This window comes from Azorhizobium doebereinerae UFLA1-100 (assembly GCF_000473085.1).
GTDB lineage: Bacteria > Pseudomonadota > Alphaproteobacteria > Rhizobiales > Xanthobacteraceae > Azorhizobium > Azorhizobium doebereinerae.
Window position 1 is genome coordinate 483,961 of record NZ_AXBA01000001.1, and the last position, 15,205, is coordinate 499,165.

At 70.1% G+C, this 15,205-nt stretch carries 14 protein-coding genes; 8 read left to right on the top strand and 6 right to left on the bottom strand.

Annotated elements, in window-relative coordinates:
• Window positions 1-12 precede the first annotated feature (12 nt).
• Window positions 13-1,272 (bottom strand): DUF2325 domain-containing protein, encoded by a 1,260-nt coding sequence (locus YU1_RS34675; protein ID WP_156921902.1) that lies wholly within the window; start codon window positions 1,270-1,272, stop codon window positions 13-15.
• A gap of 219 nt (window positions 1,273-1,491) precedes the next feature.
• Here YU1_RS34675 and YU1_RS0101965 point away from each other — a divergent pair, with 219 nt between their 5' ends.
• Entirely contained in the window at window positions 1,492-1,833 is a 342-nt protein-coding gene (locus tag YU1_RS0101965) for a helix-turn-helix domain-containing protein (protein WP_029002644.1), read from the top strand.
• Window positions 1,834-1,855: 22 nt separating this feature from the next.
• On the opposite strand, the gene YU1_RS0101970 is transcribed toward YU1_RS0101965, so the two are convergent.
• Entirely contained in the window at window positions 1,856-3,013 is a 1,158-nt protein-coding gene (locus tag YU1_RS0101970) for a PQQ-dependent sugar dehydrogenase (protein WP_156921903.1), read from the bottom strand.
• Window positions 3,014-3,193: 180 nt separating this feature from the next.
• On the opposite strand from YU1_RS0101970, the gene YU1_RS0101975 reads away from it, so the two are divergent.
• Complete coding sequence (locus tag YU1_RS0101975) at window positions 3,194-4,627, top strand: NAD-dependent succinate-semialdehyde dehydrogenase (protein WP_029002646.1); 1,434 nt, start codon at window positions 3,194-3,196, stop codon at window positions 4,625-4,627.
• Between the two features lie 84 nt (window positions 4,628-4,711).
• On the opposite strand, the gene YU1_RS0101980 is transcribed toward YU1_RS0101975, so the two are convergent.
• The 4 genes from YU1_RS0101980 to YU1_RS27475 form a co-directional block, all read right to left on the bottom strand.
• Window positions 4,712-5,146: a DUF1810 domain-containing protein gene (locus YU1_RS0101980; protein ID WP_029002647.1), complete on the bottom strand. Its 435-nt coding sequence runs from the start codon at window positions 5,144-5,146 to the stop codon at window positions 4,712-4,714.
• Between the two features lie 97 nt (window positions 5,147-5,243).
• Complete coding sequence (locus YU1_RS0101985; RefSeq protein ID WP_051356364.1) at window positions 5,244-6,707, bottom strand: FAD-binding oxidoreductase; 1,464 nt, start codon at window positions 6,705-6,707, stop codon at window positions 5,244-5,246.
• Window positions 6,700-7,965 carry an alpha-hydroxy acid oxidase gene (locus tag YU1_RS27470; RefSeq protein ID WP_035713230.1) on the bottom strand — a complete coding sequence of 422 codons (1,266 nt, stop codon included), beginning with the start codon at window positions 7,963-7,965 and terminating at the stop codon, window positions 6,700-6,702. The genes YU1_RS0101985 and YU1_RS27470 overlap by 8 nt, the downstream gene beginning before the upstream one ends.
• Window positions 7,966-8,049: 84 nt before the next feature.
• Window positions 8,050-9,039, bottom strand: coding sequence for a LysR family transcriptional regulator (locus YU1_RS27475; RefSeq protein ID WP_051356365.1), 990 nt, complete (start codon window positions 9,037-9,039; stop codon window positions 8,050-8,052).
• Between the two features lie 296 nt (window positions 9,040-9,335).
• On the opposite strand from YU1_RS27475, the gene YU1_RS0102000 reads away from it, so the two are divergent.
• From YU1_RS0102000 to YU1_RS0102025, 6 genes are all read left to right on the top strand, one after another.
• Window positions 9,336-9,950, top strand: coding sequence for a UbiX family flavin prenyltransferase (locus tag YU1_RS0102000; RefSeq protein WP_029002649.1), 615 nt, complete (start codon window positions 9,336-9,338; stop codon window positions 9,948-9,950).
• Window positions 9,951-10,013: 63 nt separating this feature from the next.
• On the top strand, window positions 10,014-11,438 hold the full coding sequence (locus YU1_RS0102005; protein ID WP_029002650.1) for a UbiD family decarboxylase: 1,425 nt from the start codon (window positions 10,014-10,016) through the stop codon (window positions 11,436-11,438).
• An 83-nt stretch (window positions 11,439-11,521) separates the two neighbouring features.
• Window positions 11,522-12,562 carry an ABC transporter substrate-binding protein gene (locus YU1_RS0102010; RefSeq protein ID WP_051356366.1) on the top strand — a complete coding sequence of 347 codons (1,041 nt, stop codon included), beginning with the start codon at window positions 11,522-11,524 and terminating at the stop codon, window positions 12,560-12,562.
• Window positions 12,563-12,702: 140 nt separating this feature from the next.
• Window positions 12,703-13,539: an ABC transporter ATP-binding protein gene (locus YU1_RS0102015; protein ID WP_029002652.1), complete on the top strand. Its 837-nt coding sequence runs from the start codon at window positions 12,703-12,705 to the stop codon at window positions 13,537-13,539.
• Complete coding sequence (locus tag YU1_RS0102020) at window positions 13,539-14,315, top strand: ABC transporter permease (RefSeq protein WP_029002653.1); 777 nt, start codon at window positions 13,539-13,541, stop codon at window positions 14,313-14,315. Before YU1_RS0102015 ends, YU1_RS0102020 begins: the two co-directional genes overlap by 1 nt.
• Window positions 14,316-14,335: 20 nt before the next feature.
• Window positions 14,336-15,178 (top strand): helix-turn-helix domain-containing protein, encoded by an 843-nt coding sequence (locus tag YU1_RS0102025; RefSeq protein ID WP_029002654.1) that lies wholly within the window; start codon window positions 14,336-14,338, stop codon window positions 15,176-15,178.
• Window positions 15,179-15,205: the final 27 nt, after the last annotated feature.

Consider the following 15,205-nt stretch of genomic DNA (forward strand, 5'->3'; position numbering starts at 1 on the left):
CCCCGGCGCGCCTCATTCGGCAGCCCGCGGCAGCCCCGGCGCGAGCCCGGCGAGCGCTGCCGCGAAGCTTGCGAGGCTTGCGGTCCGCAGCGGCTGGAACGGCTTGCCCGCCTCCCGGCACAGCCGCTTCACCTGGGACGCCGCCAGATGACTCACACAGTCCACCGGCAGGAAGGCGCGGTCGGCCTGGCTGACGAGGCCGGGCAGCAGGGCGGTGGTTTCCTCCACGCCGCCGTCATGGGCGAGCAGAACCCCGCCGAGACGCTCCACCAGCGCCCGCACCTGCTCCACCTGCTTCGGCCGCCCGCCCACATAGAGCAGGCGGCGGCCTTCGAGGTTCGGCCCGTCCGCGTCGGGCTCCATGCCGTGCATGGCGGTCGCTGCTCCCGGTAGCGCGGCTTCCAGGGCGCGGACCTCCTGCTCCAGGGCGCCGACCTGCCGCTCCAGCTCGACGATACGGCCAGCGCCGACGGCCAGGGCCTCGTCCCGCGCCGCCAGCCGTTCCGCCAGCGCGGCGGCGTGCGCCTGCTCGTCCGCCAGCCGCTTGTTCAACGCCTGCACGTTGTCCGGCACCGGCGCGGGGACGATGTTCTGCGCCAGGGCGCGCTTCAGATCCGCCTGAAGCTGCTGCACGTCCCGCCGGAGGGCGGCGCGGTCCTGCGCCATCTCCTGGAGGCGGCTTTCCTGGCGGGTCAGCTTCTCGTCCCGCGCCCCGAGATCGCGCTCCAGCTCACGCAGCCGGGCGATGTCGGCGCGGTTCGACATGCCCACCAGGTGGGAGAGCATGTGCACCTCGCCGAACGCTTCCCGCACCAGCGCCCGGTCGGTCAGGGGATGGGTGAGGACCGCCCAATAGGCCCCGGGAATGTCGCCCTTCGCCAGGCAGTCGCGCCACAGCGCACGCACCTCGTCCAGCGTCGCGGCCTTGGAGAAGCGCCGGATGCTGCTCTCATGCCGCCGGTCCAGCATCTTGTTGAGCAGCTTGCCCGGCAGATCGCGCTGGCCCGCGCCATGCACGGCGAGGCTATGAATCTCATGCTCCGAGGCGGTCTTGGCGCGCGGGTCCTTCAGCTTGGCGAAATACTGGCGCAGTTCGGCGGAGGACAGGCAGGTGCCGATGACCGAGCAATGCAGGTTGGACGACAGCTCCCAGATCCGCTCCCGCCGCCCCTCGGCAGCGAGGCCGCCAGCATCGGCGAGGCCCTTCTGCGCCGAGGGCAGCATGCCCTGGCGTTCGGCGAAATGGCGGAGGAGAACCGGTGCTGTGCTCACGGCTGCGATCCAGTCGTAATGTCCAAATGGATATAGCGATGACACAGCCGCGCCGCGAGTTTGTCAATATGCCGCCAGGACAAGCCGGGGCAAGCTGCTCTGCGTGGAGATTCGAAGGATGACGCGGAGCGCGCCGCCGCAAAGGCTGGACATGCGCTATGCTCGCATGGATATAACGAAAGGCGGGGCGCGACGATGCCCTCGGCCGGACGAAGACGGATGCATGCGACAGACGAGGCGGGCGACCACAGCACGTTTCAGGCCATCGCCCACCCGGTGCGGCGGGCGATTCTCGATCTGCTGAAAGAGGGTGACCGGACGCTCGCGCAGATCGCCGGTGGCCTCGGCCGGCGCGAGGCGGAGATCGAGCCGCATCTGGTTCTGCTGCTGAAAGCCGGCCTGCTGCGCGACAAGACCCATGCCGGGCAATTGTCCTGGTCTCTGGTGCCCGCGGCCCTGGGCGAGGTGGACCGCTGGCTGACGCCGTACCGGCCGTTCAAGCTGGTGCGCATGGCGGACCTGAAGCGGCTGGTGGAAGGCGAACTGAGGAACGGCCGGTAGAGCCCTCCCCCGCCGGGCAACGTCAGCGCGGTGTCAGCCGCAGCAGGCGGCCGGGGCTCCGGTCCTCGATCAGCCACACCGCGCCGTCGGGCGACACGGCCACGTCGCGGATGCGGTTGTCCATCTGCCAGCGGTCGCTCTCGTGCGGTGCGCCGGCGGCATCGAAGGTGACCCGGATGAGCACGCGCGAGGCCAGCCCGCCGATCAGCGCGGAGTTGCGCCATTGTGGAAACAGCGGCCCGTCATAGAAGGCCAGCCCTGCGGGCGCGACGATGGGCGTCCAGTAGAGCGCGGGCGCCTGGAGATCGGGGCGGGTGGCATGCCGGGGAATCGGCGTGCCGTCGTAATTGTCGCCGTTCGACACCAGCGGCCAGCCGTAATTCCTGCCGGGCTCGATGAGGTTGAGCTCGTCGCCGCCGCGCGGCCCCATCTCATGCAGCCAGAGCTTTCCGTCGGGCGCGAAGGCAAGGCCGTAGGGATTGCGGTGGCCGAGCGTCCAGACCTGCGCACGCACGCCGCCCTGCCCGGCCATGGGATTGTCGGCGGGCGTCGAACCGTCGAGGTTCAGCCGCAGCACCTTGCCGAGCGCGATGTCCGGGTCCTGCGCCGTCTCCGGCCGCCGCCGGTCGCCGGAGGTAAGGAACAGGTGGCGGCCGTCGGGGGCGAAGGCGATGATGCCGCCGGGCTGGCTGCCCTGCCCCTTCGGCAGCTGCCGCCAGATCACATCCACGTCATCCAGGCGCGCGGCGGCTTCGCCCTTCACCAGCCGCGCCCGCGCCAGGGCAAGTCCGCTGCCGCCTGCACCGGGCTCCACATAGCTGAAATACACCCGCCCGGTGGCGGCGAAATCGGGGGACTGAGCCACGTCCAGCAGGCCGTTCTGGCCGCCATAGGCCACCTGGGGCACGTTCTGCACAGGGATCTTCTGCCCGCGCACCGAGACCAGCCACATCCGGCCCGGCTTCTCGGTGATGAGCATCTGCTCCCCGTCCAGGAAGGCGATCGCCCAAGGCGTGTCGAAGGCGGCGACGGGCGCGGCGGTGAACGGCAGGCTGGTGCTGGCCGCACGCGCGCCGGCATTCTCCCCCTCGGCCGCGCGCGCTACCGCCGGCGCGATGACGAGGCCCCAGAGCAAGACCGCGAGGCCGAGGCCGGACACGGGGCGCATTCCCTGCTTCATCTTGATCCTCCGGCCTCGGCTCCCCACCATTATGTGGCGGCCGATCGGCATTGCGGAAGGGCAGGCCTCGGCCTTCGCCACCGCCACACGCAGAGATCGCGGGCGGTGGCGCGCGATCTGTGCCATATGCATGCCGCGAAGGACCTCGGCCCTTTCCTGTCCGAAAAGCGGAGCCCCCTCATGTATCCTGACGTGCAACTCCACATCGCCGGTGTCTGGCGCGATGCCGATGGCGGCCGTCGCATCCCGGTGCTGAACCCGGCCACCGAGGAGCAGATCGGCACCGTCGCCCACGCCTCGCGCGCCGATCTCGACGCCGCGCTGGACGCCACCGCCAAGGGCTTCCAGACCTGGAGCCGGATGTCGGCCTACGACCGTTCCAAGATCATGCGCAAGGCTGCCGCTTTGTGGCGCGAGCGCGCCGATCAGGTCTGCCGGCTGATGACCATGGAGCAGGGCAAGCCGCTGGCCGAGGCCAAGGGCGAGATCCTCGCCGCCGCCGACATTATCGAGTGGTTCGCCGAGGAGGCGCAGCGCGCCTACGGCCGCGTCATCCCGGCCCGCGCGCCCGGCATCTACCAGTTGGTGGTCAAGGAGCCGGTGGGGCCCGTGGCGGCGTTCACGCCCTGGAACTTCCCGGTCAACCAGGTGGTGCGCAAGCTCTCCGCGGCGCTCGCCGCCGGCTGCTCCATCATCGTGAAGGCGCCGGAAGAAACCCCCGCCTCCCCGGCCGAGCTGATCCGCGCCTTTGTCGATGCCGGCGTGCCGGCGGGCGTCATCGGCCTCGTCTACGGCGTGCCGTCCGAGATCAGCGAATACCTGATCCCCCATCCCACCATCCGCAAGGTCACCTTCACCGGCTCAACTCCGGTGGGCAAGAAGCTCGCGGCGCTCGCCGGCGAGCACATGAAGCGCGTCACCATGGAATTGGGCGGCCACGCCCCGGTGATCGTGTTCGACGACGCGGACGTGGACCTCGCCGCCCGGCAGATCGCCGGCGCGAAGTTCCGCAATGCCGGCCAGGTGTGCGTCTCCCCCACCCGCTTCCTGGTGCAGGAGAAGGTCTACGAGCAGTTCGTGGACAAATTCGTCGCCACCGCCAAGACCGTGAAGGTGGGCAACGGCCTGGAAGAGGGCACCACCATGGGGCCGCTCGCCAACGAGCGCCGCATCCCGGCCATGGAGACGCTGCTGAACGACGCCCGCCAGAAGGGCGCCGAGATCCGCACCGGCGGCAGCCGCATCGGCAACAAGGGCTATTTCTTCGAGCCCACGGTGGTCACCGGCGTCACGCGCGAGATGCGCATGATGAACGAGGAGCCGTTCGGCCCCATGGCGATGATCCTGCCGTTCACCGATTTCGACGAGGTGGTGACGGAAGCCAACCGCCTGCCGTTCGGCCTCGCCGCTTATGCCTATACCCGCTCGGCCAAGACGGCGAACGCCGTCGCCGCCCAGGTGCAGACCGGCATGATGACCATCAACCACCTCGGCCTCGCCTTGCCGGAAGTGCCGTTCGGCGGCGTGAAGGACAGCGGCTACGGCTCGGAAGGCGGCTCGGAGGCCATCGAGGCCTATCTGAACCCGAAGTTCGTTACCCAGGCCGGCCTCTGAGGCGCCCAGGCCTTCCATGCGATCAGGACCGGGGCGGCGCCATGCCGCCCCGGTCCACCGGGTCCCCTTCGCTCAGTACAGCGCCTATGCGCCCTCCAGCAGGCGCAGCGTGGCCGCATCCTCCTCCCCGCCATAGAGGGCCCGCAGGACGTCGCGGAACAGCCCGTCGTCAGCGCCCGCCGCCTGGGCGAACAGGGTCATGGACGAGCGGAGCTTCATGTCGTCCGGCGAGCCCAGGAGCGCATGTGCGCCGGAGACGGCGTGCGCCAGCGCCGCCCTGCTCGCCGCCCGCAGGCGTGGCCCGAGGACGGGATGGGCCAGATAGGCTCGCGCCTCCTCCAGCGAGGCGATGCCGAAGAAGTCCGCCGTGGCGGAGCGGCCAAGGCCGCGCATCTGCGGGAAGACGAACCAGATCCAATGGCTGCGCTTGCGCCCGGCACCCAGTTCCGCCATCGCGGTGCCGAAGACGTCCGCCTGCGCATCGAGAAAACGCGCGAGGTTGAACGGGTCGCGATCCATGGCAGCCTCCGGTCGAAGGCGCCACGTCCGCGCGTGGCACCGGCGCGCAGTCTCCGCCCCGTCCCGGCCCGCCGCAATGCCGGAGCCCGCCGACGCTCTACCCCATCGGGGCAGCCAACACCTTGCCGGGGTTCATCAGTCCGTGCGGATCGAGCGCCGCCTTGAGCGTGCGCATCAGGTCGAGTTCGGTGGCGGACTTGTAGTGCGCCGCCTCCTCCACCCGCATCTGCCCGAGCCCGTGTTCCGCGCTGATCGAGCCGCCGTGGGCCATGACGATGTCGTGCACGACACGGTTGATCTCCGCCCGCCGCGCGGTCATCTCGCCCGGCGCCCAATGTCGCGGCGCCAGCGGGTTGTAGTGGATGTTGCCGTCGCCCACATGGCCGAAGGCAAACGGACGGATGCCGGGGAACGCCCGCTCCAGCGCGGCATCGGCCTCGGCGATGAAGGCCGGAATGGCGGAGACCGGCACGGACACGTCGTGCTTCACGCCCTCCCCCGCGATCTTCTGCGCCTCGGCCTGGCCCTCGCGCAGCGCCCACAGCCGGCGGCGCTGCTCCTGCGAATCCGCGATCACCGCGTCGCGGACCAGGCCGGCCTCAAAGGCCGCCTCCAGCACGCCTTCCAGGGCCGCCCTGAGCGCATCGCCGCCGCCCTGCCCGCTGGCCTCCATGAGCAGATACCAGGGATGGGCCTGCGCGAAGGGCGAGGATTGGCCGGGCAATGCCTGGACGGCATAGTCGAGGCTCGGCGCGCGCATCAATTCGAAGGCGGAGAGGCCCTCGCCCAGCCGCTCGCGGGCCAGCGCCAGCAGCGCGAGGGACGCGGCCACGTCCGGCAGCGCCGCCATGGCGGTCTCCACCGCCCGCGGGCGGGGAAACAGGCGCAACACGGCGGCGGTGATGAGGCCGAGCGTGCCTTCCGAGCCGATGAACACCTGCTTCATGTCATAGCCCGCGCTGTCCTTGCGCAGACCGCGCAGCCCCTCCCACACCCGGCCATCCGGCAGCACCACCTCCAGGCCGAGGACGAGCCCGCGCATGTTGCCATAGCGCAGCACCTGCGTGCCGCCGGCATTGGTGGCGAGGTTGCCGCCGATCTGGCAGGAGCCTTCCGAGGCGAGGCTGAGCGGAAACAGCCGCCCCATCTGCTCCGCCTGCGCCTGCACCTCGGCCAGCGTCAGGCCCGCTTCCACGGTGATGGTGTCGTTCGCCGCATCGACCGCGCGCACCCGCCGCATGCGGCCGAGGCTGATGATGACGGTGCGGCCGGACGCATCCGGCTGGGCGCCTCCGGCCAGCCCCGTATTGCCACCTTGCGGCACCATGGGCACCCGCGCCTCGGCGCACAGACGCACCACCTCGGCCGCCTGCGCCGTCGAGGCCGGGCGGGCCACCACAGCCGCCCTGCCGGAAAAGGCGGCGCCGAAGCCGGTGCAGTAAGGCGCCATGTCGGCCGGTGATTCCACCAAGCCGGACGGTCCGAGCACGGCCCGGAGCCGGGCGGCGAGAGCATCGTCGAGGCCCGCGCCCTGCGCGGGGAGCGTATCGACTTCACCCACGGCCGTTCTCCCCGAAAGCGAAGGCGCCGGCGTGCCGGCGTTCGACCGCCCTCAGGGCGGCGAGGTCCGCCGCGCCGGCCTGTCCCATGGCCACCTGTAGCTCCTCGGCCAGCAGGCCCGCCACATAATCGGCGCCCCCGTCGCCGAGCGCCGCGAGGCCGGTGAGGAAGGCGCGGCCGCAGAACGTCCCGGCGGCGCCGAGCGCCACCGCGCGCGCCACGTCGAGGCCGGAGCGGATGCCGCTGTCGAACAGCACCGTCGCCCTTCCGCCCACCACGGCGGCGATGGCCGGCAGCACGTCGATGGCGGCGGGCGCGGCATCGAACTGGCGTCCGCCGTGGTTGGACACCAGGATGCCGTCCACCCCGACGGCGAGCGCCATCTCCGCATCCGCCGGATGCAGGATGCCCTTCACCACCAGCGCCCGCGGCCAGGCATCGCGCAGCCGCTTCACCGCCTCCCAGGAAAACGTGCCCTTGATCTCGCGCTGCACGAAGCCGGCGGTCTTGGGCAGGGTGGCGGGCGCGTCCACATAGGGCGCCATGTTGGCGAAGGCGGGCACGCCCGCCTTCAGCAGCGCCAGCGCCCAGGGCCAGGAGGTGGCGACGTCGAGCACCGTGCGCGGCGTGGTGCGGAACGGCACCACCAGCCCGTTGGCGAGATCGCGGGGACGCTTGGAGCGCACCGGCGCGTCGAGGGTCGCCACCAAAGCGCGTGCGCCCGCCGCCTCGGCCCGGCGCACCAGATCGAAGGTGACGAGATGGTCCCGGCCGGGCAGGCCGTAGAGCTGGAACCAGGCGCATTCCCCAGCGAGCCGCGCCACCTCCTCGATGGAGGCCCCGGCTAGCGTGCCGACGATGTAGGGAATGCGGGCCTTGCGCGCCGCCTGTGCCAGCAGCCGCGTCGCGCCCGGCCACACCAGCCCGTCGACCCCCACCGGCGAGATGCCCAGCGGCGCGGCATAGCGCACGCCGAACAGCTCCACCTCGGTCTGCACGGGCAAGGGCGCGCCATAGCGCGGCACCAGTTCCACCGCGTCGAGGGCCGCGCGGTTGCGCGCCACCCCCAGGTCGCTCCCCGTGCCCCCCTCCAGGAAGTCGAAGGCGAAGCGCGGAATGCGCCGGCGCGCGGCGCGCTCCAGATAATCCAGGGTCGGCATCTTCTGCCGCAGGCGCGCAGCGGCGCTGGTGCCGGAGCCCGCGCCCCAGGCCTGCGCCGCCGGAACGGCCGCGGCCGGCGCGGAAGGGGTGCCCGTCATTCTGGCGTTTCCTCGTCTTTGGTTTTTCTGATTGGTACGGCGTCGCCAAGCATCATCGCAAATAATTACGCATTATGGTGCGGATCACTTCTTATGATCAGGCGCGGCCCGCTTCGCGCGGCTCCCGGCACGCGGACGGGTCACGCCCTCGGAGGCGGGATGCACATAGGTGCTGGCGGATGTGGCCGCCTCCACCAGGTCCTTGCGGATCACCTCCACCACCGCCTGCGCCGCCACCGAGACGACCCGGCGGGGATGGTGCACGAAGGCGATGGAGCGGGCGAGGCGGGGGGTGCGGAAATGGTGCGCCCGCACCCGCCCCGCCGCCAGGGCCTGGTGCAGGGCGATGGTGGGCAGCACGGTGACGAGATCGGTGGTCGAGACCACCTCGCAGATGGCGGACAGCGTGTCGATCTCAAGCCGCGGGCGCAGCTCGATGCCCGCCTCCGCCGCCCGCTGCTCCAGGATCATGCGCAGCCCGTGGCGCTTGGAGGGCATGACCAGATCGCAGTGGGCGAGATGGGCGAAATCGAGGTCGCGCGGCACCGCGGTGGCGGCCTCCTTGCGGCAGGCGAACACCATCTCCTCGTCCAGGATGTGGTGCGAGGTGAGGCCGAACTTGCGGCGCGGCACATTGATGATGGCGAAGTCCAGCTGGCCCGAGGTCACCCAGTCCGTCAGCGTCTCGGTATAGCCCTCGCAGGCGGAGAGCTCCACGTCCGGGTAGCGCGCCGCCACGGTGGCGGAGGAACTCGCCAGCGTGCTCTGCGCCACCGAGGTGATGAGCCCGACCACCACCCGGCCCGACACCCGCCCGTTCAGCCGCGCCATCTCCTGCATGGCATGCTCGACATCGCGCACGATCGGCGTCACCAGCCGCACCAGCGCCTCCCCGGCGACGGTGGTGGTGACGCCATGGGCGCCGCGATCGAACAGCTTCTGGCCGAACTCGGCCTCCAGCTTGGCGATCTGCATGCTCAGCGCCGGCTGCACGATATTGAGCTGCCGCGCCGCGCGGGTGACGTGGCGGGCCTCCGCGAGGCAGAGGAAATACTGCATCTGCCGGAAATCCATGACTTTCCTCCCACCGGGCGCCCTGCCGGGCCATGCCGTCACCGGGCCACGTCGTCATCGGGCCACGCGATCATTTGGAATGATCCAACCGATAATCATTCATTATTTGCGATGATCATCGGCACTGTCTATGGTTTCATTCACCGGCTCGTTCGACGCGGCCGGCAAACGCCCAGAATGCAGCAATGGCACGGCGGCGTGGGAGGACGGCGCGAGGAAAAAGGTGCACGGCGCCAGCGCCCCCGCACGCCCGCGCCCCGACCATCCGCCGTCCCCGCCGGAAGCGAGGTGTCGTCATGTCGGATCGCAAGCGGCTCATCATCGGCATCTCCGGCGCCTCGGGCGTGACCTACGGCGTGCGGATGCTGGAGCTGCTCCGCGAGGCCGGCGTCGAGACCCATCTGGTTATGTCGAAGACCGCGGAGATCACCCTCGCCTATGAGACCGACCGGAAGGTCGCCGAGGTGAAGGCGCTGGCACACGTCACGCATGCCGCCGACGACATGGCGGCGGCCATCTCCAGCGGCTCGTTCCGCACCATGGGCATGGTGGTCGCCCCCTGCTCCATGCGCTCCATGTCCGAGATCGCCTCCGGCGTCACCACCACGCTGCTCACCCGCGCCGCCGACGTGGCGCTGAAGGACCGCCGCCGGCTGGTGCTGATGGCGCGCGAGACGCCGCTGCATACCGGGCACCTGCGCACCATGACGGCGCTGTCGGAGATGGGCGCCATCATCGCCCCGCCGGTGCCCGCCTTCTACGCCAGGCCCGGCAGCCTCGGCGACATGATCGACCACACGGTCGGACGCGTGCTCGACCTGTTCGACATCGACCTCAAGGTGGTCCGCCGCTGGGGCGAGGATGCCGCGCTCAAGCGCCGCGCGCCGCGCCTGCGGCAGGTGCCGGCCTGAGGCGACCCACCCCGTTCGACCCATCCCACAGGGCGCGCCCCACGCGCCGACGGAGACAGGCCCATGCGTACCGAACCCCTCTCCCGCCCCGCGCAGGACAAGACCCCGGCCGATCTGCGCGCCTGGCTGGCGGTGCTGGCGGCGCGCGGCGAACTGGCCGTGGCCCGCGAGAATGTGTCGCTGATCGACGAACTGTCCGCCATCGCCAAGTGCACCGAGCGCTCCAAGGCGGTGCTGTTTCCCCGCCCCAGCGGCCACGACATTCCGGTGGTCGCCAATCTGTTCACCCAGCGTTCCTGGGTGGCGGACGCACTCGGGGTCGGCGAGGACGACCTGCTGCCGCGCTTCCTCGCCGCCGCGCGCGATCCGCTGCCCTGGGTCGAGGTGACCACCGCCGCCGCCCAGGAGGTGGTGCACACCAAGGTGGACCTGCTGGCCCAGTTGCCCGTCCCCAAGCACAATGAGCTGGACAGCGGCCCCTACATCACCGCCGGCCTGCTGATCGCCCGCAATCCGGTGACGGGGGTGCAGAACGTCTCCATCCACCGCTGCCAGATCAGCGGGCCGGACCGCATCGGCGTGCTGCTGCTGCCGCGCCACACGCTCGCCTACTACCGCATGGCGGAGCAGGCCGGCGACGGGCTGGAGGTGGCCATCGTCATCGGCGTGCATCCCGCCTGCCTCCTGGCCTCCCAGGCCATCGCGGCGCTGGATGAGGACGAGATGGAGATCGCCGGCGCCCTTCTCGGCCGCCCGATCGAGATGGTGAAGTGCAAGACCAATGCGGTGCGCGTGCCGGCCCATGCCGAGATCGTGGTGGAGGGGCGCATTCTGCCCAAGGTGCGCGAGCCGGAAGGCCCGTTCGGCGAGTTCCCGCAATATTACGGGCCGCGCGCGGCCCGCGAGGTGATCCAGGTGGAAGCGGTGACCCACCGCCGCCACCCCATCTTCCACACCATCGTCGGCGGCAGCTTCGAGCATCTGGTGCTGGGCGCCGTGCCGCGCGAGGCGACGCTGCTCCAGCATCTCAAGCGCAGCTTCCCCAACGTGCTCGACGTGCGCCTGACGCGCGGCGGCACCTGCCGCTACCATCTGGTGGTGAAGATCGACAAGACCAGCGAGGGCGAGGCCAAGAACATCATCATGGGCGCGTTCGGCGGCCATTACGACGTCAAGCAGGTGGTGGTGGTGGACAAGGACGTGGACATCTCCAGCCCGGACGAGATCGAATGGGCGGTAGCCACCCGCTTCCAGGCCGACCGCGACCTCGTGCTGGTCTCCGGCGCCCAGGGCTCCAAGCTCGACCCCTCCACCGACCAGGGGATCAGCGCCAAGCTCGGCTTCGACGCCACCGCGCCGCTGTCCGACGATCCGCTCGCGTTCCGCCGCATCCATGTGAAGGGCGAGGACGCCGTGGACCTGTCCGACGCCCTGGTGAAGGACCCGAACGCCGCCTTTGCCCGCATCATCGCCCAGCAGTTGACCTGACGTCCCGCCGTTCGCGGCGGGCAAGAAACAGCCAGAAGCCGGGGCCGCGACGGCCACCGGACGGCTCCAAGGGAGGAGAGCAGATGAGCTTTCGGATGACCCGCGCCCTGGTCGCGGCGGCGACCCTCGCCGCCGGCCTCGCCGGCGCCGGCGCGGCCCGGGCGGCCGACACGGTGAAGGTCGGCATCAACAATGTGATTTCCGACGTGGTGTTCCATCTGGCGCAGGAACGCGGCTTCTTCACCGAGCAGGGCTTGAAGGTGGAGCTCATCACCTTCGATTCCGGACCGAAGATGATCGCCCCGCTCGGCGCCGGGCAGATCGACGTGGGCGCGGGCGCCTCCTCCGCCGGGCTCTACAATGCGGCGGCGCGCGGCATCAACATCAAGGTGGTCGCGGACAAGGGTTCCACCCCGGTGCATTACGACTACATGCCGCTGCTGGTGCGCAAGGAGCTGGTGGACAGCGGCAAGGTCAGAAGCGTCGCCGACCTGAAGGGCCTGCGCACCGGCGCGGTGGGCCCCGGCGCCGCCACCAACGCCAAGCTGGCCCACATCCTCGCCACGGCCGGCCTCGGCTACAAGGACGTGCAGCACAGCTATATCGGCTACCCGCAGCAGATCGCCGCCTTCACCACCGGCGCCATCGACGCGGCCATCACCACCGAGCCGTCCGCGACCCAGGCCGTGGACGCCGGCGTCGCGGTGCGCTTCGTGGTCGACGGCTATCCCAACCAGCAGGTGGCCGCGGTGCTCTATGGCGGCGACTTCATCGCCAAGCGGCGCCCCGTCGCCGAGCGCTTCATGGTGGCCTATGTGAAGGCCGCACGTGTCTATGCCGACGCCACCGCCAACGGCCGGTTCGACGGCAAGGGCGCGCCGGAGGTCATCAAGACCATCATGCGCACCACCGGCCTGAAGGACGCAGAGCTGTTCACCAAGATGGTGCCCAACGGCGTCAATCCCGACGGCGCGGTGGATATGCCGAGCCTCGCCGCGGACCTCAAATTCTTCGGCGAGACCGGCTATCTCGAACGCCCGGGCAAGGTGGACGACGTGGTGGACAGTTCCTTCTCCACCCACGCGGTCGAGGTGCTCGGCCCCTACAAGGCCGCGCAGAACTAGCAGAACCCAAGGCGCTCCGGCCGCCGCGCCAACGGCCGGCCGGGCGAGGGCGCCGCACGGGACCCTGAACAGAAGCACGGCCCGCCGCCGCCCGTCACCGGGGCGCGCGGCCCGGAGCCGCGAGCGGGAGGATGACCAAGATGGCCGTTGTCAGCAGGCTGAATGCGCAACCCAAGCCCACGGCGGTGCCGGCGCCGATGCAGATTTCGCTGCGCGGGGTGAGGAAATACTTCGGCGCGTCCGGCTTCGTCGCCGTGGACGGCGTCGACATCGACATTCCCCAGGGCCAGTTCTTCGTCATCGTCGGCCCCTCCGGCTGCGGCAAGACCACCCTGCTGCGCATGCTCGCCGGGCTGGAGGGCCTCAGCGAAGGCACCATGACCATCAACCGGACCGACCCGAGCCGGCCGGAGAATTCCATGGTGTTCCAGGGCGACAGCCTGTTCCCCTGGATGACGGTGTTCGACAACGCCGCCTACGGTCTGCGCATGCGCGGCGTGCCGGAGACGGACGTCCGCGAGAGCGTGCAGCTGTGGCTGGAGCGCATCGGTCTGTGGCGCTTCCGCGACCGTTTCCCCAGCCAGCTCTCCGGCGGCATGCGCCAGCGCGTTTCCATCGTGCGCGCCTTCGCCAACGATCCCGAGATCCTGCTCATGGACGAACCGTTCTCGGCTCTCGACGAGCAGAACAAGATGGTGCTGCACGAGGAATTGCTGCGCATCTGGGAGGCCAGCAAGAAGACCGTGGTGTTCATCACCCATTCGGTGGACGAGGCGGTGACGCTGGGCGACCGCATCATGGTGATGACCGCCAATCCGGGGCGCGAGAAGGCGATGATCGACGTGCCCTTCCCCCGCCCGCGCAACGTGCTGGAGCTCCGCCACCAGCCGGCCTATGGCGACCTCGTCTTCAATATCTGGGAACAATTGCGCGAAGAGGTCCAGCGGGCCCGCGCCAATGCCGAGGGGGACAAGTGATGGCGCGCCGGTCCAGCTTCAGGGGCGCCGACCGCTTCATCGGCCTCCTCACCCCGCTCGTCCTGCTCGGCATCTGGGAGGCGGCCGCGCGCACGGGGCTCATCGACGCCCGCTTCTTCCCCGCGCCGTCCAGCATCGTGCACCAGTTCGGCGCGCTGATCGCCAATGGCGAGCTCGGCGACAATCTGATGGCCAGCCTGCGCCGCCTCGCGCTCGGCATGCTGGTGGGCGGCGTGCCGGCGCTGTTCCTCGGCCTCGCCATGGGCATCTCGCGGCCGCTGCGCGCCGCCATCGACCCGCTGATCTCCGCCACCTACCCCATCCCCAAGAGCGCCATCCTGCCGCTGGTGCTGCTGATCTTCGGCCTCGGCGAGATGTCGAAGGTGGTGATGGTGGCGCTGGGCGCCTTCTACCCTATCCTCATCAACACCGTGATGGGAGTGGCCAACATCGACAAGATCTATCTGGACGTGGGGCACAATTTCCGCGCCAGCCGGTGGCAGGTGTTCCGCACCATCGCCCTGCCGGGCGCGCTGCCCTCCATCATGGCCGGCATCAAGCTCGCCATGGGCATGGGCCTCATCCTGATCGCCATCTCGGAGATGGTCGCCGCCTCGGACGGCATCGGCTACATGATCTGGAACGCCTGGCAGGTGCTGACCGTCGACACCATGTATGTGGGCCTGCTGGTGATCGCGCTGCTCGGCTTCATCTTCTCGGTCATCCTTGACGAGGTGGAGCGGCTGCTCATTCCCTGGAAGGGGAACAAGGCATGAGCTGAAAGAGAGGCGGCGCCATGTCGAACGCACTCCGGATCGCCTGCGGCACCTTCGGCCGTGTCGCCCTGCTGGACATGGACCAGCCGCTGGTGCGCCACGCCCATCCGCATTGCCATGTGCTGCTCAAGGTGGAGGGGGCGGACACCGCCTTCACCGTGGGCGACAGCATGGTGCCGCTCACCGACCGCACGGCGGTGCTGGTGGACGGCTGGGAGCCGCACGCTTATGTGCACGACCCCAGCCGCCCCAAGACCATCATCCTCGCCCTTTATATCGAGCCGGACTGGCTGAAGACCTTCCGCCCCGGCTGGGCGGCCTCGGGCGTGCCCGGCTTCTTCGAGCAGCCGTGCGGGGAAATCTCCCCGCGCATCCGCCACCTGAGCCATGACCTTGCCGCCGAGATGATGACCCGGCCCGAGGCGACCGCCGTGCACGAGGCGCTGCTCGCCGACCTGATGATCGCGGTGGTGGAGCGCTTCACCGCCTGGCGGTCCTTCTCCTCCATCCGCGCCCTCGACGGCCAGCTGCGCATGGACTGGCGCATCCGCCGCGTGGTGGAAGGCATGCGCGCCAACCTCGCCGAGGATGTGGACGCCGCGTCCCTCGCCCGCGGGGCGGGGCTCTCCCGGGCGCATTTCTTCCGCCTGTTCGAGGCCTCCACCAACGTACCGCCGCGCATCTATCTCAATTCCATGCGCATCGAGGCGGCGGTGTCCGCCGTGGTGGGCGAGAACGACAATCTCTCGGACATTTCCGAGCGCCTCGGCTTCTCTGCGCCCTCCCATTTCACCCGCTTCTTCCGCGACCATACGGGCGTCACGCCGAGCGCCTTCCGCGCGACCTCGCGCCTGGCCGGATGAAGTCCGTTCGCGCAGTGCACATGATGC